The organism is Bacteroidota bacterium, from assembly GCA_016194975.1.
Lineage (GTDB): Bacteria > Bacteroidota > Bacteroidia > Palsa-965 > Palsa-965.
Genome location: JACQAM010000007.1, coordinates 39,722 through 64,220, shown reverse-complemented (window position 1 = coordinate 64,220; position 24,499 = coordinate 39,722). Strand labels below are relative to the sequence as shown.

Here is a 24,499-nt window from a genome sequence, read left to right as displayed (position 1 = left end):
CTACTTGCGGATTTAAAAGCAGTTCATTGTTTGAATTTTATGCGGACGTCATTTATGCTGTCGATCAAATCGTAAATCGAATTTATTACGTTTGATTTTTCAATTTCACCATCGTGAGAATTGTAGCGATCGCAACTGTATCTCCTGTTGCTCCTTCCACGCCGTATTGATCACGCACATCCTGTTCACTCGCATCATAAACATCCACCACCCATTTTACAATTCCGCATTTTACTTCTGTTCCGTTCGCCGCCTTCAGCGGTTTGTCATTCTCAATTTTTTCTTTGCAGGTGAAACGTACACCGATGGTCATTCCCGGGTAAATGGGTTTCGTAAAACGGCATTCGTCAATTCCATAATTCAGCAACACGGGTCCTTTCGGCGGATCCACAAATAATCCGGCCGCTCTCGAGAGTATGAAATAGCCGTGTGCAACTGTGCGTTTGAAAATTGTTCCATCGAGCGCGCCCGCATCCATGTGCGCGTAAAATTTATCGCCGCTCAATTCTGCGAAATTCAGAATATCGTCTTCGGAAACAGTATGCGTTTTTGTAATAATGGTTTCACCAATTTCCAATTCTTCGAAATATTCGCGGAACGGATGAATTTTTTTGTCAATGTATTTTCCGCCGTACTGATATTGGTTCGTCACATTTGTAATGGTAGTTGGCGATCCTTGAATGGCTGTGCGCTGCAAATAATGAAACACGCCGCGCTTGCCACCCATTTCTTCTCCGCCTCCTGCACGGCCCGGGCCTCCGTGCACGAGCAAGGGCATAGGCGAACCATGACCGGTACTTTCTTTTGCGCAATCAATATTCAGAATTAAAATTCTTCCGTGCATACTCGCCGCACCGAGCACATATTGTTTTGCAATTTTATCGTCAGCAGTAACAATGGAACTCACGAGCGAACCTTTTCCCATTCGCGCAAGGGCGATCGCATCATCTGTTGTTTTATAAGGAATGATCGTACTCACGGGGCCGAACGCTTCTATGTTGTGGCAATCCGTATTTTTAAAAGGATTTTCATTGAGGAAAATAACAGGAGGCATGAATGCGCCTTTATTTTTATCGGCACCCTTCACTTCGAAATTCTCAAAATCGCCAATGATGATCTTTTGTGTTTTCGAAAGATGCTCTATTTTTTCCATCACTTCCTTCTTCTGTGAAATTCCCGCGAGCGCGCCCATGCGCACACCTTCCACATTCGGATCGCCAATGATATTCTGAGCAAGACGTTTTCCCAATGCAACGCGAACTTCTTCCACGCGGTTTTCAGGCACAATTATCCTGCGCACTGCTGTACATTTTTGCCCGGCCTTCGTTGTTATTTCGCGCACCACTTCTTTAATAAAAATATCGAACTCGGGTTTGTCGGGCGAAACATCTGCGCCGAGCACACAACAATTCAGTGAATCGGCTTCCATATTGAAATGAACAGATTCTTCGAGCAGGCGCGGATGTGATTTCAGCATTTTCCCGGTGGAAGCAGAACCGGTGAACGTTACCACATCTTGGTTGATCACGTGATCAAGAATTCCATTGGCAGAACCACAGATCAATTGCAATGCTCCTTCAGGAAGAATTCCGGACGCAACAATTTCTTTCACCACTGCTTCAGTCAGAAAAGAAGTAAGTGTTGCCGGTTTCACAATGGCAGGAACACCCGCGAGCCAGTTCACCGCCACTTTTTCAAGCATTCCCCAAACGGGAAAGTTGAATGCGTTGATATGAATGGCCACACCATCTTTAGGAACGCAAATATGATGGCCGATGAAGGTATTGTTCTTCGAAAGTTTTGCCACATCACCTTCCACGCAAAAAGTTTCATCGGGAAATTGACGGCGCAGCGAAGCATAAGCAAATAAATTTCCAATACCGCCTTCAATATCCACCCAACTGTCGTTACGCGTTGCACCGGTGGCCCAGGAAATTTTATAGAACTCATCTTTTTTGTTGAGCAGATGAAGCGCAAGTGCGCGCATCATACGCCCGCGCTCATGAAAGGTCATTTTTTTCAGATGAGAACCGCCCGTCTTCCTTCCGAAATCGCACATTGCACCGAAGTCAAGCCCTTTGCTCGAAGCAGCGGCAACCGGATCGCCGGTGATCGCATTATAAAGAATCTGTCCTTCTCCCTCGCCCGTGATCCATTTTCCGAGCGCATAGTTGTCGAGTTTTCTCAATGAAGTTTTAGTGGCAGTTGTCGGCATAATTTTTTGAAATTAAAATGATTTTTATTCCGGTAATAAGCTATGAAGATAATCAAGTAAGCGCCATGCTATAATAGAAATCCGGTGTTTTATCAGTGAAAAAATATTTTTTGCATAGCTGCCGGACGAATGACTTTTACTATTTTTGAGGAAACAACATGCACGCCGGCCTTGTCGAACGACAAGGTTTTTATTTCTCACACAATGGAACAGAACGCGAAAGAGCAGAAGCCCGTCTCCGACAAGGAACTTCTCAATGGGCAGGAAGATCATGCAGGAATTATTAACACCGAAGAGAACCACGATCCACAGGACGAATTGCAGCAGGCGGAAGATTACTCCGGACTGGGAAAAGCAGATCTGTTGAAAAAAATGGAAGAACTTCTTGCGGCCACCGATCATGATGCGGTGAAATTGAATGCCGACAAAGTGAAAGAATTATTCCAGGAAATGGTGAAGGAAGAAACAGAAGCGAAACATCGTGCATGGTTAGAAACGAAGGAGGATGAGGACGATAAATTCGAGCCTGCGACAGATCCGCTTGTTTCTAAATTCGATGAACTCATTCGTAAATTCAATAACAGGAGAATTGAGATTCGGAAGCAGAAGGAAGCAGTACAAAGAAAAAATCTCGCTGCCAAACTCGAACTCGTTGATGAATTAAAAGCACTCGCAGAAACGAGCGAGAGCATGCACAAGGCATTTGATAAATTACAATTGCTGCAACACCGATGGAGAGAAACGGGCACTGTTCCGCAGTCGAATGTGGAGGAGCTCAGGAAAAACTGGCAACACCATCTCGATCGGTTTTATGATGTGGTAAAGATCAGTCGCGAATTGCGCGAACTCGATCACAAGAAAAATCATGAACTGAAAATAGAAATCATTTCAAAAGCGGAAGCGCTGGATAAAGAAGCTTCGGTGAAACGTGCGTTGAATCAACTGCATGAATTGCATGAGAACTGGAGAGAGATCGGGCCGGCAGCGAAAGAACTGAATGACCAGCTCTGGGAAAAATTCAAATCGGCTTCCGATAAAGTACACGCACGCCGCGATACATTGCTGCTCGAATCAAAAGCAAAGCACGAAGAAAATTTAAAAACAAAGATCTCCCTTTGCGAAAAAATGGATGCAGAGGCAGAGAAGAATTATTCTTCGCATAAAGAATGGTCGAATGCAAATGACAAAACGGATGCTTTATTTGAAGAATGGAGAAAAATCGGCCATGTGCCGAAGGAAGATGAAGGAAAAACCTGGAAACGTTTCAAAGAAGCGCGTTTGAAATTTTTCCGCAACCGCGAAAATTATTATGGCAAGTTGCGTGAAGAATTCAAAGTGAATCTTGTGAAGAAAACGGCATTGTGCGAAAAAGCAGAGGCGCTGAAAACAAGTACCGACTGGAAAAATACAGCGACGCAGTTCAAAAAATTGCAGGACGAATGGAAAAATACAGGGCCTGTTTCGCGCAAAGTCTCAGAAAAAATATGGCAGCGTTTCAAATCGGCGGCTGATGCATTTTTCGAAGGAAGGAACAAACAGTTCGCAGAAGCCGATGCAAAGTTCAAAGAGAATTCTGTTGCAAGAGAGGCATTGATCGCCGAAGCGAATGCTGCGGATCTCGGAGCCGATCTTGTTTCTGCACGTGAGGTCATCGTATCGTTCCAGAAAAAATGGAATGAACTTCCGCCTCCTGCGCGCAACGACCGCGAGCACCTGGAAAAAGAATGGAAAAAGGCAACCGACAAAATGATCGCGCAACTGAAAGAAAAAGGCGGCGATGAAAGTATTCTGAAACGAATTCATTACGATCAGCTGAAACAAACTGAAAGAGGAAAAGAGCAGATGCACCGCGAGCGCATGAATATCCAGGATAAAATAAAACGTTTGCAGGGCGAGATCAATACGCTCGAAACAAATCTCGGATTTTTCGGAAAATCAAAAGGGGCGCAATCACTTGTCGCCGATTACCAGAATAAAGTGGACGCTGCAAAAGCGGAGATCGAAAAATTAAAAGCGCAGTTGAAAATGATTCCCCGCGATGAAAAACCAGAACCCGAACCGGAACCGAAAAATTTCAAAGGGAAGAAAGGATTTCGTCCGAGATTCTGATGTCAGCCTTCGACAAGCTCAGTCTGACAATAAGAAGACGAAGATTGCATTTGGACAATATCAATAAACCGGAATCGAAAAGATCTTTTTGCGGCGAAGATATCGGAACACATGATTTCCTTTTTGCGATTCCCCATTGTTGAAGGTCAGGCGGACATGGAACGACAACCTTCGATAAATTCCGGTGATATAAGATTCTCTGAACTCCACGATTTCTTCCACCCTTTTATAGCTGAAAGGAAAGACCCGGTTAACAATCGCGTAATCATAAATGCGTGTGCTGTCGCCTTTGAAAAAATGAATGACTGAAACCAGGAGCGTATCACCCGTGTGAATTTTTCCAAAATCATTTTTAGTAAAGAGTAATTGCATTGAACTTCCCCTTTGAAATTTTGGGTAGATGTAATTTTTATAGCTCACAAATGAATCGAGGATACAGTTAACGAGAATTCCGTTTTCTCCGTAAGAATATTTCCGATGGAACTTTTTTTCTTTCTTGCCAACAATTACCTGCAAAATTTCTGATGCATTGCCACCGTTGCAGAATAATAAATATTTCCCGGGCGACCACGGGGAAGGAACGGCGGTATCTGAAATCACATTATTGTAACCGCAGTTGAAAATAGTATCATGAAGTGAATAAATCGTTGCGCCGTGAATTCCCGAATTGGTAAAACCGCCACAATTCAGGTAGAAGAAGACCGGCCCTTCCGGGAGTAAATAAATATTCAAACAGTAGCCGGTCGAGAGCAGTTTTTTTTCCGTGTCATAAGAAAATGCAATGTAGTGCTCGCCATCGTCCGGAACAAGGCCATTGGGATATAGATCAATTGAAAAACTAAATGAAGTGTCACCTGTTTGAGAAAAATAAATATTCACTGTTCCTTCATTTTTCATTCGGTCGCCGAAGTAAGTGGAAAGATTTGCCGGCTTCCCGAGTACCTGGTAAACGGAATCAAGCCATATTTTTTCTTTCTCATTAAGAGGCCTTGATTGCGCGGCAAGAATTTGCGGAAGTAAGAACAAGAGAAGGAGCAGTGACCTCATTTAACTTATGACGAGATCTTGTAGAAATTCCATAAAGTTTCAGCGAGAGTCTGCAGCACATGCCTCCACTTTCAAAATATTTTATTTATTTTTTCATTAGCACATTCCTCATTCCTCCTCATCACCGGTTATCTCTTCTTCTTCCGGTAGCGGCAATTCAGAAGGAAAATCTTTCATGCTGATGTAAATTCCCTGCAAAGGATTTGCAATGCGTTGCCCGCCTTTGAGAAAAAGATAAAAGTGAACATTCTCATTTTTGTCAATATTCTTTTTGGTGTCTTTGATCAGTTTTCTTGATGCAGCAAATCTTGTGATCGATCCGTCTTCTCCCAAACATTCTACGATCGTCATGGATGGAATTTCATAACTGAATTTTTCATTGCCATTCATTCCTTCGAGAAAATAAGAATCGTTGTTGCGTATGAGAAATTCATTCACTTCGCCGTTCACTTCAAACTCATCCTCCCAGCTGTATTTGAAATTGTCTTCGCTTTCTTTTCCGTCGTGATGGGTGTCTGCAATTTCCTGTTTGAAATCAGGATTCAGTGCTTTGATGGTTACTGTTACTTTCATTAGACAAAGTTATTCGTTAATGCGTAATGGGGTATTGAGGTATTTGGGGAATGTGCTGTTGTATCATCTATTCTCAATACCCTAATACCTCAATAACTCAGTACCTTTGCTGAATGGAGGAATTCTTCTTTACCATTCTTAGCATCTGGGTCATCCTGAAATTATTCTCCGTTTTTTCAGGAAGTTCTTCTGCACGGATGTATTCCAGCACAACCCGCACTAATTATCAGGAGAAATCTTCGAAGAAAACACCGGACACGGAAAATGCACGCGTGGAAGTAAAAACAAATTCTGCTCCAAGGATCCCGGCTTCCGAGGGAGAATATGTGGAGTTCGAAGAGATTAAAGATTGAAAGATTCGATAATTCAAAGATTCAATAGTTCAATTTTGAATTTCCCAGTTATCCTTAAAAAATTTCCAGATAAAAAAAGAATCGGCCACTTGTTTAAAGTGCAATAACTGTATTGGTAATTCATCGTACAATTGAGTAACAATTCTGGTTAAGGTGTTTGGCTGTCCGCCGGCAACCCTTCAAGTAAGGCCTCCAATGCCGGAAAGGACGTCTCAGAATTAAGAAGCCCCCGCTGTTTCCAAAACAAAGCGGGGGTTTCACTTTTTTTAATCATTTAGACAGCCTCTTAGAATTTTTGGGAATCTGCATTCGGAGAACGCAATTCCATTCTACTCCAACTGCCCGATTCCTATTGGTAATTTGATAACTTTGCCATCCCGTCACTTCGGGATAAAAATCAGACTTCTTATGGATTCCAAACGCTACATCCCGGTCGTATCCGCGATCATAATTTTTCTTGCTATCACGGCTTTCTTTTTTTCTCCGCTTGTATTCGGCGGAAAACAATTGAGCCAGGGTGATATTGACCGATTCAAAGGCGCATCCGAAGAAATTACGCAATACAGAAAAACGCACAACGGGCAGGAACCACTCTGGACTAATAGCATGTTCGGTGGAATGCCGGCTTACCAGATCTCCACTTTGTATCCTAACAATTGGGTGCAATACGGAAATAAGATCCTGATGGGAATTTTAAAATCTCCAGCGCCGATCATTTTCATCGGCATGATCTGTTTTTATTTTTTATTGCTCGTGATGAAAGTGGATCCATGGCTGAGTATCGCCGGATCTTTTGCGTACGGATTATCGGCGTACGAAATTGTGATCATCACCGCCGGGCACAACACGCAGGCGCTCGCGGTCGCGTATATGCCTTCGGTGGTCATGGGTGTGATCATCACGTTGCGTGGGCGCATGTGGCTGGGCGCGGGACTCACCGCGATCGCACTCGCGCTTGAATTGTATGCCAATCACCTGCAGGTCACATATTATTTATTGATCGCACTTGTTTTCATTGCCGGAGGTGAAGCGATCCGTTTGTATCGCGATAAAAAACTGAATTATCTTTTTAAATCGCTCGGACTTCTTCTTGCTGCTGCTTTCATTGCGGTACTTCCTAATCTCACGAGTCTTTATCTCACTGAAGAATATGGAAAATATTCCACGCGGGGAAAATCAGACATTACCATCGACAATAAAGATCAAACTAAAACAAACGGATTGCCGATAGAATATGCAACGCAGTGGTGCTATGGAAAAGCAGAAACGATGACGCTGCTTATTCCGAATTATTACGGAGGCGCTTCGGAAAAAATAAAAGATTATGATCCGGATGCGCTGGATGCGGCCGATAAAAATTACAGGAAAAGTCTTGGCGACAGTTATGCCTACTTCGGTGAACAACCCTTCACAAGCGGGCCGGTTTATGTAGGAAGCATTATGTGTTTTCTTGCAGTACTCGCCATGTTCATCGTGAGAGACAAAATAAAATGGTCGCTGTTTGGCGCCACTATTCTCTGCATTCTCCTTGCATGGGGACATAATTTTCAGGGGCTCACAGATTTCTTTTTCTATCATGTTCCCGGTTACAATAAATTCCGTTCGGTGTACATGATCCTCGTGATCGCGCAACTCACCATTCCGTTATTGGCAATGCTTGCGGTAAAAGAGATCGTGAAAGATCCGGCGGCCATCAAATTGAAAATAAAATTTCTCTATATCGCATTTGCGATCACCGGGGGATTGAGCCTGCTCACGTATGCATCGGGCCCGTCGGGCGCACAACTTGTAGGTGAAAATGAGTCGAAAGGAATTTCAGAAGAGATCATTAAAGAAGGAGGCGACCAGAGTGCAGCGGATGCATACATCGATCAGCTCACGACGGTGCGAATGGAAATTGCAAAATCAGATGCAGCAAGAAGTTTCTTTTTTATTTTGCTTGCCGCAGGATTGCTCTGGTTTTACGTGCGCAAACCTTTTTCTCTTCCCATGCTTGCCGGTGCGCTTTCCGTTCTTGTTCTCGTCGATATGTTCGCTGTTGGAAAAAGATATATGCCTGAATCTGATTTTCAGGAAGTAAAAAACTCTTCTGCCATTGTGAAAAAAACCAGGGCCGATTCTCTTATCCTCAAAGATCCCGACAAAGATTATCGCGTAATGAATCTCACGGTCTCTACCTGGCAGGATGCGACAACTTCTTTTTATCATAAATCGGTTGGTGGTTATCACGGCGCTAAACTGAAACGTATCCAGGAATTGTATGAGAATGTAATGGAGAACGAAGAAAAATCTGTTCGTGAAAGTTATGGCGCGGGCGATTCGGCAACGCAGGCGGCGTTGAAAAAAACAAATGCGCTGAATATGCTCAACACAAAATATTTCATTTACGATCCGCGTGGTGGCGTTACTACCAATTCCAATGCATGCGGAAGTGCGTGGTTCGTTAAGGAAATAAAATGGGCGAAGGATGCCGATGAAGAACTCACTTCGATCAGCAAGATCGATCCGAAGAAAACAGCCGTGATCGATAAATCGTTTCAACCGGAGATCGGAAGTATTACACCTGCGAATGATTCTACAGCGAAGATCACGCTCACCGATTATGCGCCGAACGATCTGAAATATAATTCTCATTCTTCCTCGGAAGGACTCGCTGTTTTTTCTGAGATCTATTACGATAAAGGATGGGATGCATTCATCGATGGAAAGCCGGTGTCTCATCAGCGCGCCGATTTTGTTCTGCGCACAATGAAAATTCCTGCCGGCGATCACAAGATCGAATTCAAATTCGAACCTTCATTTTATTTCACAGGTGAGAAACTGGCGCTTGCAGGATCATTCCTGTTGCTGATCTTCGCCGGTGGATGCATCTACATGGGTGTGCGTAAGAAGAACGAGGCCGCAGCCGCAGCATGAACCGGATTTTAATTATCACTTATTACTGGCCGCCGAGTGGAGGTGCCGGCGTTCAGCGTTGGGTGAAGCTCAGCCGCTACTTCGCAAAAAAAGGAGTGAAAGTTTTTGTGGTGACCGTGGATCCGAAGAAAGCTTCGTATGCTTTGCTTGATGAAACACTGCAGCATGATGTGGATCCTTCGGTAAAAGTTTTTCATACTTCCACTTTCGAGCCCTACGGAATTTATAAGACCATTACAGGGAAAAAACAAATTCCTTTCGGTGGTTTTGCCAATGAAGATAAACGGCAACTTAAATTCTCGCAGAAGGTAACACGTTTCATCCGCGGCAATGCGTTTCTCCCGGACGCGCGTGTGGGCTGGAACAAATATGCTTTTGCAGAATGTTGCAGGATCATTGAAGAAGAAAAGATAGACGCCGTTATCACAACAAGTCCGCCGCATTCCACGCAATTGACAGGATTGAAACTGAAAAAAAAATTCGGGATAAAATGGCTCGCCGACCTGCGCGATCAGTGGACCGATATTTATTATTACGATAAACTTTATCTCACGGATTACTCGAGAAAACGCGATGCGGAAATGGAACGTGAAGTTCTGGAACAGGCAGATGCCGTGGTAACGGTGAGTGAAGAGATCCGAAAAAAATTAATTTCTAAATCAAAGGAATTGAACCCGGATAAATTTTTTGTGATCCCTAATGGTTTCGACGCCGAAGATTTTAAAAATCAAAAGCAACAGCAGAATTCACATTTTATAATTTCCTATACGGGAACACTTACTGATGATTACCGGATTGAAAAATTTCTTTCGGCAGTGAGATCGCTCGAAGGAGAATGCCCTGAAATGATGCTTCACATCACGGGAAGTTTTCCGGGCGGAATTAAAACTGCAATTCAAAATGCAGCGAAGGAAAAAGTAAAATTCCTTCCGCACGTACCGCATCATGAAGCCGTGAAGCAGATGTGCAGCGGCGATCTTTTATTGCTCGTAATCCCGGATGCAAAAGGAAACAAAGGAATTCTCACGGGAAAATTATTCGAATATCTTGCCACACAAAAAACAATTCTGTGTATTGGCCCGGAAGACGGAGACGCGGCAGGAATAATTTCATCCTGTGGCGCTGGAATGACTTTTGATTATGAAAATGAGAACGGAATGAAAAAATTCATCCTTGAAAAATATTCAGAGTGGAAACTGAAAGGAAAAACAAGCGGTGCAGATCATGAAGCGATAAAAAAATTCAGCAGGGAAGAGCAGGCGGGAGAATTACTTAAGGTATTGGGTTCTCTTTAAAATTGTTGATTGTTGATTTTAGATTGTTGATTTCGGTTTGAGGGTTATGGGATTTGAAATTTTATTTTTTTCCTTTTTACTTGCTGAACTTATTTTTATCCAGGTCGCTGAATTTTTTCTTGCCACGAAAAAAATATTCCATCACGAGCGTTTTTTCATAAATGCAGGCCGTTGCATAATGGCGGATATTTTTTTTCTCGGTTTTTCTTTTCCGCAATGTTCTCCCTATATGCGCATAAAAACTCATGTGCGCGCGCTGAACTGCCCACGCGTGTGCGAAGTCGCCGGAGAAAAAGAATTTAACGCTCGCTATTCCATCGAGACACATGCGCAGAAAAATTTTCAGCCAGAAATACCCGGGCGCGTGATTCTTGCAGAGTAAAACAAGATTATTCCTGAAATTCAGAAAAGTTTTTTTCGGACTCTGTTTGGCAAGTGTTCCTCCGCCAATATGAAAAACGACCGAGCTTCCGCAATACATTACGCTCCATCCGCGGTTGCGCATTCGCCAGCACAGATCGATCTCTTCCATGTGTGCAAAAAAATCCTCATCGAATCCGCCCATTTCGTGATAAGCTTTCGAGCGAACAAAAAGACAAGCGCCGGTTGCCCAGAAAACTTCGCAGTCGTCATTGTATTGCCCGGAATCTTTTTCGTACGTATCAAAAACTCTTCCGCGGCAGAAAGGATAGCCCCATTTGTCAATGAAACCGCCCGCCGCTCCTGCATATTCGAATTTTTCTTTTTCATGATACGACCGGATACTGGGCTGACATGCGCCTATCTTCTCCTCTTTTTCCATCAGCGCGATCACATTCCCGATCCATCCTTCTGTTACTTCCACATCTGAATTCAGCAACACATAAAATTCGGCATCGGTTTTTTTCAGCGCATCGTTGTATCCTTTCGCGTAACCGCCGTTCATTTCATTCTGAATAATTCGTACCGAAGAATGATTTTCACGAAGCCACTTCACCGAATCATCAGAAGAAGCATTATCCGCGACAATGATCTCTGCCCAGGAAGGAGAAAATTTCAGAACAGCAGGAAGAAATTTTTCAAGAAGATCTTTTCCGTTCCAGTTGAGAATGACAACAGCAACTTTCGCCATAGGAGATCTAATGATTCAAAGATTCAATTATTAACGGAATAAATCTGAATAATGGAATTTTTGAAATTTAATGGGGATCCGTGTACCAGTCGGAAGAATTTCCACCGTATTGCGGATTCACATCAGTGTTGTCAATGTTGTGAATCGCATTATCGCGTTTCAGCAAACGTGTTTTCCATCCGTCATCACGCACTTCGCCGCGCGCATCGGAATGAATGAGCATATAATTGTTGGTAGCAAGATCGAAATCCGCGAACACAAATTTTTTATTGGTCTGCTGTGTATTTCCGGGTTGATTCACATTCGTGTAATTGTGTGAACCATCGATGTGATAATACTGCCAGATTTCGTAAGGATAAGAACTCGGTTCATTCACTACTACCACGCGCTGATCGGGAGGGCCATATTGCAGATAAACTCTTCCGCGATCGGTCTGGTATCCTTTCATGATCTGCGTTCCGAATTCATGATTCACTTTCTGAACTTCCGCATTGTACTTATGCCATTCTGCTTCGGGATCGGTTTCATTACGCGCGAGCCAGAAATTATAAAGATATTGCTGCATCAGCGTAACATCACCGGCCTTGATCCTGTTCTCCGCAAATTCCGCTTCGGCATCGCTGCTTATCGGGCGAAGCGAACGGATATAATCGCTCAGCGTATCGGCATTCGTGATCTTGCCGGCGAATGTGGTGCTCACATCCAATCCTTTCACATCAGCCAATTGATAACTGACACCGGGATTGAAACGCTCGAATGGAACACTTCGAAGGCACAGTAAACGATTGGAAGAATTGCGCACTTCCACAACGAGATGATAAGAACCCGAAGGAAGCGATCCGATCTTGAAAGAGTAGAGCAGCGAATTTATTTTCTGCGGTGCAAGTTTTACGAACGCATTGTAATCATTCATGCGCGTATTCATTGACGATTCGATGTAATAGAAGACCACGAATTTTTCATCGGGCTTCATCACCTTCGACGTGTTGTAAATTTCCCCGTAGAAATTCAGATCGGTCATATTCGAAGGAAGAAAAGTGGAAACGTAGGGAACAAGATCGTAACCGCTTTTAGAAAGTGCGTTGTTCGATGTAGTTGCGCTGTAGGAATCGAGGAATTCCAAACCTGAAAGTGAAACAGAATCTTTTTCAATGTCAACGATCACCGATTTCCAGTTCGTGATGGGCCGTTGCGGTTTACGATTCAGATCGGCAAGCACAAGTTGCATGGTGTAAAATCCCATTGGCAATGGAATGCGCTGCAGGTCGAGAAAGTTGGCGACTTTAGAAGTGTCTGACGTTTCCGGGCTGTTCAGCGTATATCTTTTTGCAGCTTTAATGGAATCATCCATCGTGAAGATCATCGTCACATCAATGGATGCCTGGAATTTTCCATTGGCATTTTTCACATACACCAGCGAATTGCCAATGAAGGAAAGATAAGTTTCCACGTAACTTTTACTATCGGGAGTGGAAAATGCGCACCAACCGAGATTGGCGGTGAGTTCGTTCGACCTTACAAGAGAAGTGTTGACCAGGATAACCAGTAAAAGAAGGAGGCGCTTCATGAAAATTGATTTGAGTTAACTTCTGCCAGCGAGGGGATGGATATCATTCTGGAACTTCAATATATAAAGTTACGAAAATTGGCGCAATGAACCGCCTCCTGGCTTCAACCAGGTTTTCATTGCCCGGGAACATGAAAGTTTCAAACCATCCCTGAAATATTCCCAACCATCGAAAAAGAAATAAAATTATTTTTTGATTATCGGAACTTAGATACAATTGGGGATGACGCCTTTTTTTATTGCCCGCAAACCTCAAAAACCATGCGCCATGAACAGAAAACTACATTCCATATTATTGGTGGAAGATAATTTTATGACCAATACGTATAATGAAAAGATACTGGAAGATATTTGCATTGCCAATCACATCATAACTGCGGAAGACGGCAATGACGCTCTTGATTACCTTGAGCGATGTAAAAAAAACAACACTTATCCTGAGATCATGATCATTGATCTGAATTTGCCCGATATGAGCGGATGGGAAATACTGGATCACTTCAGTGCATTGCATTTCGAAAAAGGAAAATCTCCCGCCATTATTATTCTTACTGTGTCGCACAGGGAAGAAGATGAACGCCGCGCTTTTTCGGTGCCCGGAGTGATCGGCTATCTTACAAAGCCAATGACAAAACAGCATTTCCTTGATGCGCTCGATATTTACGAGCAGCACTACGCTCATCACATTACCTGACAAATTTTTCTGTTGAAAGCAAATTCCGTTGCGTTGTAAATTTCATTTGCATCCCTGATGAAACGGATACTGATTTTTCTTTGTCTTTTATTCGCTGTCTTTTGGATGAACGCGAAGGTGAGAACGCTCGATTTTTTTGTACTTTTCAAAAAACTCCCGAAGGTCACTTTCTCCCTATGAAGAATTCAGTGCGGACTTTTCTTTTTTTTACAGGAATATGGTTTTTATCCGCGTGTGCAGGCGACCATGGAAAATTAAATTCCGATACGATTAAAAAAAGCGGTTCTCTCAGGTATCAGCTTCCTCGTTCCCGCGATTCACTTTACACCATCTACAATAATTCTTCACTCAACGATACTTTACGGCTTGCTGCACTCGGAAATTTCGCACAGCAATTGCAGCAAACCGATCCCGACAGCGGTTGTATTTATTCGAACCGTGTTCTGAATGAAGCGGTGAAGAAAAAAATTCCTGTATGTGAAGCGCGTGGATTGAATGCACTCGGTGTAAATCTTGAAACACTGGGTAAATACACGGAAGCAATTGAGGCGCATAATAAAGCGCTGGTCATTTCACGCAGCATTGGCGATAGTCTCGGTGAAGCGGATGCGCTCGCCAATTTGGGAAATAATTATTTCCGCCTGTCAGATTATCCGCGCGCGATCGATTACCAGTTACAAAGTCTGAAAATAAGAGAGGAAACGCGTGACCGGCCCGGTGAAGCAGGAACGTTGAATAAGATCGGAAATATTTATTTGAATACTGATGATTGTTCGCGGGCCATGGATTATTATTCACGCAGTCTTCACCTTTATGATTCGCTAAAAAATCAAAGAGGAATTGCAGTGGAGTATGGAAATCTCGGACTTGTTTACCAGTATCTCCCGGATTCTTTGTGTGCGGCAATGAAACTCGATCAGCGAAATAAAATTCTCAAGGCGCTCGATTACCAGCAGCGCAGTCTTGCGATCAGGGAAAAAATAAACGACAAGCAGGGAATTGCAACTGCGTGGGGAAACATCGGCAACATTTACACCAACATTCCCGATTCGCAAAGCGCTTATCTCGGTGTGACGGTCGCAGAAAAATATTCCAAAGCACTCGAATGCCAGCAGAAAAATTTAGAACTGGTGGAAGAAATAGGCGACAAATACGGAATTGCAAATTCACTTCTTAATATAGGCAACATAGAAATGTCGACTGCGAAGCTTGATGAGGCGGAAAAAAATCTGCAAACTGCCTTGGTAAAGTCGGGTGAAATAAAAGCCGGGCATATTGAATCGGACGCTTTGCTTTCACTCAGTCAATTGTATGAAAAAGAAAACAGGACGAATGATGCGTTCGTTGCCTACAAACGTTACGTGGTTGTTCTTGATAGTGCTGCCGATGTAGAAAAGCAAAAAGAAATTGCGCGCAAGCAGGTGAAATTTGAATTCGAAAAAAAAGCGGCAGCCGATAGTGTGAGGAATACAGAAGAAAAACGAGTGAAGGATGTGCAGATCCGCAATGAAAAAATGCTGCGTTACGGTTTGTTCGGCGGACTCGCCATCGTGCTTTTATTTTCTGTTTTCCTTTATAATCGTTTTTCTGTAACGCGTAAACAAAAAAATATTATCGCTGAACAAATTCATGAAGTGGAAACTCAGAAAGCGATCGTCGATGAAAAAAATAAAAGCATTACCGATAGTATAAATTATGCGCGGAGAATTCAGCGTGCCATGCTCACTTCCGAAGGGTACATGAAAAAACATCTGCCGGATTATTTTATTCTTTACCTGCCAAAAGATATTGTGAGCGGCGATTTTTACTGGATGTTCGCATCACGCAGTGGAAAGATCACACTCGCTACGGCCGATTGCACAGGGCATGGTGTTCCCGGAGCGCTCATGAGCATGATCGGTATTTCATTGCTGAATGAAATTGTGGTGGAGAAAAAAATAAAATCACCTTCACAGATCCTCGATATGCTGCGCGAGGAGATCATTCGTTCGCTGAACCCCGAAGACGCGGAAGAAGAATCGAACGACGGGCTCGATATTTCCATTTGCTCCATGGACCTTATCCGGATGTCGATGGAATATGCGGGTGCGAATAATGCAATTTATATTGTCAGGAATAATAAACTGGTCGAGTATAACCCTGATCATTTTCCGGCAGGAAAACATACCGGCGAATTGCAGGCATTTACAAATCATGAAATTCCGCTGGAGCCGGGCGATCTCATTTATACTTTTACCGATGGATATGCCGACCAGTTTGGCGGGCCCAAAGGAAAAAAGATCAAATACAAACAACTTCAGCAATTACTTGTAGAATGCAGTGAGCTTCCTCTGGAGGAACAACGGAAAGTTCTCGAAAAGAAATTCACAGAATGGAAAAGACACTACGAGCAGGTGGATGATGTATTACTGATCGGTGTGAAAGTATAGACCAATATTATTCTTAAGAGTATTTCATAAGGGAATATCCACCCTGAGCGCAGTCGAACGGGTGGATGATGTTTGCGTGATCGGGATGTGGGTTTGAATTAACTGATCCGGTAAAACAAAACCCCGCCCGGAGTAATTGGGGCGAGGTTTTTTGATTCATTGCGGAGAGAGAGGGATTCGAACCCCCGAGGCTATTACACCTAACGGTTTTCAAGACCGCCGCGATCGACCACTCTGCCATCTCTCCGCCGCAAAAATAGCAAAGAGTTGAATTCACAAAACACGAATTAAATTATTCCTGAATTTTTCGTTGTTAAGGAAAATTTCTGAAAATTCATTCTTCGATCAATCCTTTTTCTTTTCGTTTTCCATAAGCGCGGATGAGAAAAATGTAAAGGAGAATTCCGAAAAGATAGAGAGCAGCGGTAGTCAGAAAAATATTCACGAACGGCCAGCCCCTTTTAGAAAGTGTTCCGAAAATAAAACGTATCCCGAGAAACCAACTTCCCGACCAGATCGCAGCCATGATAGCGCTGGTGAATTCCCGGTTTTTTTTTCCTACAAATTTCAAAGCGATCTCCGAGGTCATTGGCCCCGCAAGATTCATCAGTGGCTGGCGAAGTACATAGCTGCCTACGGCAATGGCCACCGCAATCGGAATATGACTGTAAAGTTCTGTCGTTGCAAGAAGGATCAATGCGAGTACTGCGAAAAATTGCGTGGTTGGAATTGCAATTCGGTAACCGATCGTTTCTTTGATGCGCGGAACAAGCAGCGCAACGAATGCAACAAAAAATGCGGCGATGAAATTCCAGAAGGAAATAATCTTTGTTTCCATCCCGTAAACCGATTTGAAAAAAAGATTGATGAATGGAATCGTGAGCCCGGCGCCGGTGGCAATGATGAGCGCCGGAATAGTTGCATAGCCGATCAGTTTCCAGTCTTGCGGATTCATCGCCGTTTTTTCTTCACTTACCACCGCCGGTTTTTCTTCGATGTCCATTTTGAGCAGGCAAATGCAACCGGCGAAAGAAAAAATTGAGATTCCAAACAACATCACACCTTCACTGAAAAAATCCGGGTTGATCGCGCTGAAAATGTAAACCAGGATCGCGCTGAGTATTCCCGCAAAACTCCACGTTGAATAACTGAGCGAAATGGCCGGAGTCTGCGTTTCAAGCGAGGCATGACGGAGAATGAAAGGAAGAACCGGGATCTGCATGAACGTGAACGAAGCGCCCCACAGCAATTGAGAAACGATGAGGAAGGTACTGTTGTGCGTGTGTACCGCGTACACGATCATAGAAGCGAAAAGCGGAACGCCGATGGAAGAAATGAAAAAAAAGTGTTTTACTTTTTTTCCGCGAATGAAAAGTCCGAGTGGAATGGTGAGTGCGAGTACGCCGGCAAATCGCCAGGAAATAAAATCTGCAATGTCTGTTTTGTTGTAATGTTCTGCAGTCATATAAAGTGTCTGCAGGTTCATGAATGTTGCGTTCACTAACTGAATAAAAAATTCTGCGGTGATCAGCAGCTTCAGCGGCCGTTCTATCTTCCCGTAAATTTTCAGATGAGAGAACATGCGCCAAAGTTATCTTTCAATAAGAATGAGATTAGACGCGATTCCTGATTTTATTAAAATAGTTACCTTTGCGCCTCATAATTGGTTCTGCAGATCGAATGTAAAGAACATCTGACGGAGCCCGTCCCGCAAAGAGGGAGATCAAATTTTTGGGAATTTTCCCAATGAAAAATTGAAAATAATTGGTTCTGCAGATCGAATGGAAAGAACATCTGACGGAGCCTGTCCCGCAAGGCGGGAGATCAACGTTTTGGGAATTTTCCCAATGAAAAATTGAAAATAATTGGTTCTGTAGCTCAACTGGATAGAGCATCTGATTACGGATCAGAAGGTTTGGGGTTCGAATCCCTACAGGACCACGAAAAGTCGCAATTCTATTGCGACTTTTTTTTGTTTAATAGAATCTGTTTTGGAAAATGAAAAATGTGGCAATAAAATGCACCGGACGGAAATTTTCAGCCCCGATGCTCGCCACTGCCATGCAGTGCGAAGCAGCGGGACGAAAGGAAATAAAAAGAACCAGTGTTGCGCTCCTGAAAAAAAATCAGATAAACTCCGCTAATCGTGCAAACCTCGTTTCTATCCAGCGGTCAAGATCTTTTTCGTTTTTGATGATGCGCATGATCATCGGAGTTTCCATTCCATCGCGGTATTCGAAAATTATTTCCGCACCCATGCGTAACTCGTAGCGCACACTCTCCAGCACGTTATGCATGCGTGCGGCCGACTCTTTTTCATTGAGCGCAGTGAGTTTCCGGTAATCATCTTCAAGCGGCTGGAGATCGTAGTGGCGGGTCATATCAATTAAAAAAAGAAAAAAATAAATTTCAAAAAATAAGAAGTGAAATAATATTATTGGGATTTGCCCGGATAACTATCGGGACGGAAATTTCAATTCAACTTCCACATCGCCTCCGGAACGCTACTCTCCAGTTCGCTGAAAAGTTCCGCGCCGGGTTTCACTCTTATTTTTTTCGAAGGCATTTCCAGTTCCATATTTGCTGCCGTGTCATACACCGTGAATCTCAAAAAAGAATTACCGGGATATTTGGCGACAATTTCTTTCACGCGCCCAATGAGTTCTTCATTCACAACCGGAAGCGGAAGTTGTATCGTGAATTGTTTGACTCTTTTCTCCAGCATTTCACTGAGCAGTTCCATCGACAACACTTTTGTCTCGAGAAAATCGGCATTGTTGTATCGTTCCTGTACGCGCCCGCGCAGGAGCACGAAAAATCCGTCGGTGAGAATGAAGGATTTGAATTTTAAATAATCGTCGCCGAACAATGCGAACTCGTGCGAGTCGTTGTAATCTTCGAGAATAAAAGTTCCGAATGGTTTCCCGGTCTTGGTGAATTTGTGCTGCACTGATGTGATCATTCCCCCGGTAACAAATTCATGCCCTTTCAGCCGCGGCATATCTTTGAGCACCGAGAGCGGATGTTTGCAGAAATGTTTCATCTCCACTTTGTAATCATCGAGCGGGTGGCCGGATAAATAAATTCCGATAATTTCTTTTTCCGCTTTCAGTTTTGCCAATGGGATCCAGGGTTCAACAATAGGAATTTTCGGTTCGGGCATTTCAATTCCTTCATCGGCAGAATCGAAAAGAGAAACCTGCGAAGAATTTTTTCCTTCCTGGTGCGCTTGTCCATAACGGAGAATTTTTTCGAGGAACGTAGAACCATTCTCATTTTCCGTTTTAAAATAAACAGCGCGATGCATTTCGGTGAACGAGTCGAGCGCGCCTGCGTACACGAGATTCTCAAAAGTTTTTTTATTTGCAGCGCGTGAATTTATTCTGCGCACGAGATCGAACACCGTTTGGTAAGGGCCATTCGCTTTTCTTTCGTCGATGATCGCATTCGCAGCGCCTTCTCCAACTCCTTTTATCGCACCCATTCCGAAACGGATCTGCCCGGCTTTATTCACCGCGAATTTTATTTCCGATTCATTTACATCGGGGCCAAGAACAGGAATTCCCATGCGCTTCGATTCTTCCATGAAGAAAGTGATCTTGTCGATGTTGCCGAGATTGTGCGTGAGCACGCTCGCCATGTATTCTGCCGGGTAATGCGCTTTTAAATATGCGGTCTGGTAAGCGACGAATGCGTAACAAGTGGAATGCGATTTATTGAATGCGTATTGTGCGAAAGCTTCCCAGTCCACCCAGATCTTTTCGCAGATCTTCTGGTCAAAACCTTTTTCTGTTGTTCCGCTGATGAATTTACTTTTCATCTTGTCGAGCGTGGCTTTGTCTTTTTTCCCCATTGCTTTGCGCAGAACATCGGCATCACCCTTGGTGAATCCTGCAAGTTTCTGGGAAAGCAACATCACCTGTTCCTGGTAAACAGTAATTCCGTAAGTGTCTTCGAGAAATTCTTTCATCTCGGGAAGATCGTACGTGATGGGTTCGCGCCCGTGCTTGCGCGTAATGAATTTAGGAATGTACTCGATTGGGCCGGGCCGATAAAGTGCATTCATCGCAATGAGATCTTCCAGTTTATCGGGTTTCAGTTCCTTAAGATATTTCTGCATGCCCGGCGACTCAAACTGGAAAGTTCCGTTCGTTTCTGAGCGCTGGTAGAGTTCGAAAGTTTTTTTATCGTTAAGCGGAATTTCGTCAATGATGATATCGAGATCGTGATTCTGTTTGATGAGGCGCAGCGCATCGCGGATAATGGTAAGCGTTTTCAAACCGAGAAAATCCATTTTGAGCATTCCTGCATCTTCGATCACTTTTCCATCGTACTGCGTGATGAGGAGATTCGTATCCTTCGAAGTGGCGACCGGAATAATTTCAGTAAGATCATTCGGCGCGATGATAATTCCCGCAGCGTGAATTCCTGTTCCGCGAACAGATCCTTCGAGAATGAGCGCTTCGCGGATCACATCTGCCTGTTTATCTTTTCCTTTTGCAATGGCGCGCAATTTTTTCACACTCTCAAGATCATCGCCGCCAAGTTGTTCTTTATCACGAAGAGAATTTTCTCCTTCGAGCGGCGCATTCACCACGCGATCGAGTTCTATTCCCGGGCGCTCGGGCACGAGTTTCGCGAGCGCGTTCGCCTGGTCGAGCGGGAGATCGAGTACGCGCGCAACATCCTTGATCGACATTTTCGCTGCCATAGTTCCGTAAGTGACAATTTGCGCAACCTGGTTCCTTCCATATTTTCCCACCACGTAATCGATCACTTTCTGCCGGCCTTCATCATCAAAATCCGTATCGATATCGGGCATTGATTTACGATCGGGATTTAAAAATCTTTCGAAGAGCAAATTGTATTTGATCGGATCGATGTTGGTGATGCCGGTGCAATACGCGACCACCGATCCTGCTGCCGATCCACGGCCGGGGCCAATGAGCACACCGATATTTTTTCCTTCATTGATGAAATCCTGCACGACGAGAAAATACCCGGCGAATCCCATGGTGCGTATGGTAAATAATTCGAAGTTGATGCGTTCTTCGATCTTGGCGGTGATGCCGTCTTTGTATTTTCTTTTTGCTCCTTCGAAGGTGAGATGTTTTAAATAATCGTCCTGGGTGGTGAATCCTTCCGGAATTTTGTAATGGGGAAGAAGGATATCGCGTTTTAATTTCAGCGGTTCTATTTTATCAACGATCTCGTTCGTGTTGTCGATCGCCTGCGGAACATCACTGAAGAGTGAAGACATTTCTTCCGTTGTTTTGAAATAGAACTGATCGTTCCAGAATGCAAAACGTTTTCCTTTGGCCGCAGTATCATCATCATTGAATTCTTTTGCGGTGGGCGTACTTTGTTTTTCGCCGGTGTTGATGCAGAGCAGAATATCGTGGGCATTGGCGTCATCCACATTCACATAATGAGAATCGTTGGATGCGATCACTTTTACGTTGTATTTCACCGCCCATTTCAGCAACACTTCATTCACCTGGTTCTGCTCCGGAATATCGTGGCGCTGCAATTCGATGTAATAATCTTCACCAAAAAGATCGAGCCACCATTTGAAAACTTTTTCTGCTTCCGCTTCACTCTTGCGGATAATGGCGCGCGGAACTTCTGCAGCGAGGCAGCAGGTGGTTGCAATTAAACCTTTGTGATAGTTTAAAATAAGTTCTTTGTCGATGCGCGGATATTTTCCATACAAACCTTCCACGTAACCGAGCGAACACAGTTTGACAAGATTTTTATAACCTTCCGAATTTTTCGCAAGAAAAAGCTGGTGATAGCGCATATCTCTTTCTTCGCGCGTGAATTGTTTTCTTTCGCGGTTCTCCACGAGATAAAATTCACAACCCACAATAGGTTTTATTTTATTTGGATTTTCCGGCGTGTTGTATTTTCCTGCTTCTGCAACGAATTTAAAAACGCCGAACATATTTCCATGATCGGTGATGGCAATGCCGCGCATATTATCGCCCACTGCTTTTTTGTAGAGTTCAGAAATATTCGCTGCACCGTCGAGCAGTGAGAATTGCGTGTGTACGTGGAGATGATTGAAGTTCATTGCACTTCGTGAATGATAAATGATGAATGATAAATTTTGAATGGGAGAAATCGGCCCTTCTTTTCAGAGTGAAATTTACGAAGGGAAAGTGTGTGAAAAGAAAAACTGTTGATAACTGGTGTATTCTGTTAGTGAATTCATTTGAAATCTATTTTGTATTCCGTACCCGTTTCAATTTTCCATTCTTCCACTTCTCAATTTGATTGACCGACCCATCCTTCGCATAATAAAACCACTTTCCGTTTTTCTCTCCGTTCTTCCAATTCCCGTACGATCTCATCCGGAAATTTTTCCTGACGACAACTCCTTTCAATTCCGTCATGTTGTAATACTCAATTTCGCAACCATCCTTTACATCGCCTCTGTATTGATAAACATCCGAAGCGGAAGTATTTATTATTCCGGTTCCGTCGAGAACTTTTACATTTTTCACCATGATCGTATCTGATGGAAGAGGGTAGTAAGTGTAAAGCGAATCATAAGCATGCTGATCTATTTTGTAAACAGAATCTGCCAATCCGTATTTCGAGATCAGTTTTCTTGAATCGCGATCCGGTTTCTGTTTGATCATGTCCTTTTTGGAAACCGGGCGAAAATTATACATGAGTATTTTCTTCTTCTTATCGATAATTACAAATGAATAGATCCGCGTTCTCGGGAAATAATCCATCCTGGTGTATAGGAACGCACAGGATTTTCCGGATGAATCGGTTACGGATTGTTTCACTATAATAAATGGTTTCGGAGTGTAAATAGAATCTTCAGGAACAATTCCGTTCACCTGCGCATGAATTTTTATCACTACGCAAAAAGAAAGAAACAGCAGAAAAAATGTTTTCATGTCTCTATAATGTATCCGTTTCTTAAAGTTACAAATTTATATAGGACGATCGTTTTCCTGTTACATTACAATCCGTATTTCCCTACAGATTTGTAATCTGTATTCCGACAAATCTGTAATCCTTCCCAATTTGCTATCTTCGCTACACTATTTTCCACCCCAATGAGAAAAGCATTACTCTTCGCGGCACTTTCATTCTCACTTTCACCTTCACTTTTTTCCCAGATCACCATTACACAAAACGACATGCCATCGCCCGGCGATTCAATTCGCGTGAGTTATGCTGCCGGAGTGGGGAGCAATGATTACAATTCGAGCGGGCCGGCATACACCTGGGATTTTTCTTCACTCCTGCCAATTGCCCAGCAGGAATTGCGGTACATTACTCCAACGGCTATTCCGTTTGCTTTCATTGCTACGGTTTCTCATGTCAATCCTTCTCCCGATTCGCTTGCTTTCATTGGTAATGTTCCTTCGGATCTTACCGATCAGTATAAAAAAAGTTCGTCCTCTTTTCGCGAAGTAGGATTTTCATTCAGCTATGCACCGCTCGGAAATTTTTCTGTTCCCATTGTGTATTCGAATCCCGATTACATTTATCGTTTCCCATTGAATTATTCCAATACCGACACTTCAGATGCACACTGGTCATTCAATGCGCAGAGTTTTGGATTATTTTTCATTGACGAAACGATTCACCGCACGAATAATGCAGATGGATGGGGAACGTTGATCACGCCATTCGGAACTTTCCAGTGTGTGCGTGAAGTTTCTGTTGTGACCACCACCGACAGCATTGCTACCGATAGTGTGACGGGTTACATGATTGCACGTCCCATTCACGCAGAATATAAATGGCTGGCGACTGGAATGAAAATTCCTGTACTCGAAGTGGATGCTGATCTTGTGAATAACGCGGAGGTAGTAACGAATGTGGTTTACCAGGATAGTTTGAGAAATAATGTTTTTCAGGTGGGGATACCGGTTGCTGCCATGAATAATTCTTTCTGGAATATTTATCCTGTTCCGGCCAACGAAAATTTTATGATCACCGGGCAATCCGCAAGCAACGATAAGATCGAAATCTGCATCTATGATATAGAAGGCAGGCCGATTTTACGAAACACAAAAATTACCGATGGGAATGGAACTTTTCGCTTCGATTATAATGCTTCTGAAATGGAACAAGGAACTTACCTGGTTATCATTTCGTCGAAGGAAAGTTGCACCTGCCGGAAACTGGTTATAAGCCGATAATTTATTTTGCATTACTCGT

16 protein-coding genes and 2 tRNA genes are annotated in these 24,499 nt (G+C 43.4%); 8 read left to right on the top strand and 10 right to left on the bottom strand.

What is annotated here, in order from left to right; translation table 11 throughout:
* Nucleotides 1-85 precede the first annotated feature (85 nt).
* Entirely contained in the window at nt 86-2,215 is a 2,130-nt protein-coding gene (gene paaZ, locus HY064_04905) for a phenylacetic acid degradation bifunctional protein PaaZ (GenBank protein MBI3509979.1), read from the bottom strand.
* Nucleotides 2,216-2,344: 129 nt separating this feature from the next.
* Between paaZ and HY064_04900 the strand changes: the two genes are divergently transcribed.
* The gene (locus tag HY064_04900; protein MBI3509978.1) at nt 2,345-4,324 is read left to right on the top strand and encodes a DUF349 domain-containing protein; all 1,980 of its coding nucleotides are present in this window, start codon (nt 2,345-2,347) and stop codon (nt 4,322-4,324) included.
* Nucleotides 4,325-4,384: 60 nt separating this feature from the next.
* Here the strand turns inward: HY064_04900 and HY064_04895 are convergent, their stop codons facing one another.
* Nucleotides 4,385-5,371 carry a hypothetical protein gene (locus tag HY064_04895; GenBank protein MBI3509977.1) on the bottom strand — a complete coding sequence of 329 codons (987 nt, stop codon included), beginning with the start codon at nt 5,369-5,371 and terminating at the stop codon, nt 4,385-4,387.
* A gap of 108 nt (nt 5,372-5,479) precedes the next feature.
* Nucleotides 5,480-5,944 carry a hypothetical protein gene (locus HY064_04890; protein ID MBI3509976.1) on the bottom strand — a complete coding sequence of 155 codons (465 nt, stop codon included), beginning with the start codon at nt 5,942-5,944 and terminating at the stop codon, nt 5,480-5,482.
* Nucleotides 5,945-6,057: 113 nt separating this feature from the next.
* On the opposite strand from HY064_04890, the gene HY064_04885 reads away from it, so the two are divergent.
* The 3 genes from HY064_04885 to HY064_04875 all read left to right on the top strand — a co-directional run bounded on the left by HY064_04885 (nt 6,058) and on the right by HY064_04875 (nt 10,508).
* Nucleotides 6,058-6,297: a DUF4834 family protein gene (locus tag HY064_04885; protein ID MBI3509975.1), complete on the top strand. Its 240-nt coding sequence runs from the start codon at nt 6,058-6,060 to the stop codon at nt 6,295-6,297.
* 408 nt (nt 6,298-6,705) lie between these two features.
* Nucleotides 6,706-9,213: a YfhO family protein gene (locus HY064_04880; GenBank protein ID MBI3509974.1), complete on the top strand. Its 2,508-nt coding sequence runs from the start codon at nt 6,706-6,708 to the stop codon at nt 9,211-9,213.
* Nucleotides 9,210-10,508, top strand: coding sequence for a glycosyltransferase family 4 protein (locus tag HY064_04875; protein MBI3509973.1), 1,299 nt, complete (start codon nt 9,210-9,212; stop codon nt 10,506-10,508). The genes HY064_04880 and HY064_04875 overlap by 4 nt, the downstream gene beginning before the upstream one ends.
* Nucleotides 10,509-10,584: 76 nt before the next feature.
* Here HY064_04875 and HY064_04870 read toward each other — a convergent pair whose 3' ends face one another.
* Complete coding sequence (locus HY064_04870; GenBank protein ID MBI3509972.1) at nt 10,585-11,619, bottom strand: glycosyltransferase family 2 protein; 1,035 nt, start codon at nt 11,617-11,619, stop codon at nt 10,585-10,587.
* Nucleotides 11,620-11,686: 67 nt separating this feature from the next.
* Entirely contained in the window at nt 11,687-13,186 is a 1,500-nt protein-coding gene (locus tag HY064_04865) for a GWxTD domain-containing protein (protein ID MBI3509971.1), read from the bottom strand.
* 268 nt (nt 13,187-13,454) lie between these two features.
* Between HY064_04865 and HY064_04860 the strand changes: the two genes are divergently transcribed.
* Both HY064_04860 and HY064_04855 read left to right on the top strand, forming a co-directional pair.
* Nucleotides 13,455-13,880 (top strand): response regulator, encoded by a 426-nt coding sequence (locus HY064_04860; GenBank protein MBI3509970.1) that lies wholly within the window; start codon nt 13,455-13,457, stop codon nt 13,878-13,880.
* A 176-nt stretch (nt 13,881-14,056) separates the two neighbouring features.
* Nucleotides 14,057-16,309: a tetratricopeptide repeat protein gene (locus HY064_04855; GenBank protein MBI3509969.1), complete on the top strand. Its 2,253-nt coding sequence runs from the start codon at nt 14,057-14,059 to the stop codon at nt 16,307-16,309.
* Between the two features lie 162 nt (nt 16,310-16,471).
* Here the strand turns inward: HY064_04855 and HY064_04850 are convergent.
* Nucleotides 16,472-16,556 (bottom strand) — tRNA-Ser (locus HY064_04850).
* 87 nt (nt 16,557-16,643) lie between these two features.
* Nucleotides 16,644-17,891, bottom strand: a complete 1,248-nt coding sequence (locus HY064_04845; protein MBI3509968.1) for an MFS transporter — start codon at nt 17,889-17,891, stop codon at nt 16,644-16,646.
* 285 nt (nt 17,892-18,176) lie between these two features.
* Here HY064_04845 and HY064_04840 point away from each other — a divergent pair.
* A tRNA-Arg gene (locus HY064_04840) sits at nt 18,177-18,250 on the top strand.
* A gap of 185 nt (nt 18,251-18,435) precedes the next feature.
* Here HY064_04840 and HY064_04835 read toward each other — a convergent pair.
* The 3 genes from HY064_04835 to HY064_04825 form a co-directional block, all read right to left on the bottom strand.
* A complete protein-coding gene (locus tag HY064_04835; protein ID MBI3509967.1) occupies nt 18,436-18,690 on the bottom strand; it encodes a hypothetical protein in 255 nt (84 codons plus the stop codon).
* A gap of 92 nt (nt 18,691-18,782) precedes the next feature.
* Complete coding sequence (gene dnaE, locus HY064_04830) at nt 18,783-22,382, bottom strand: DNA polymerase III subunit alpha (GenBank protein MBI3509966.1); 3,600 nt, start codon at nt 22,380-22,382, stop codon at nt 18,783-18,785.
* 148 nt (nt 22,383-22,530) lie between these two features.
* Nucleotides 22,531-23,223, bottom strand: a complete 693-nt coding sequence (locus HY064_04825) for a hypothetical protein (GenBank protein MBI3509965.1) — start codon at nt 23,221-23,223, stop codon at nt 22,531-22,533.
* A 162-nt stretch (nt 23,224-23,385) separates the two neighbouring features.
* On the opposite strand from HY064_04825, the gene HY064_04820 reads away from it, so the two are divergent.
* Nucleotides 23,386-24,480, top strand: coding sequence for a T9SS type A sorting domain-containing protein (locus tag HY064_04820; GenBank protein ID MBI3509964.1), 1,095 nt, complete (start codon nt 23,386-23,388; stop codon nt 24,478-24,480).
* Nucleotides 24,481-24,499 lie beyond the last annotated feature (19 nt).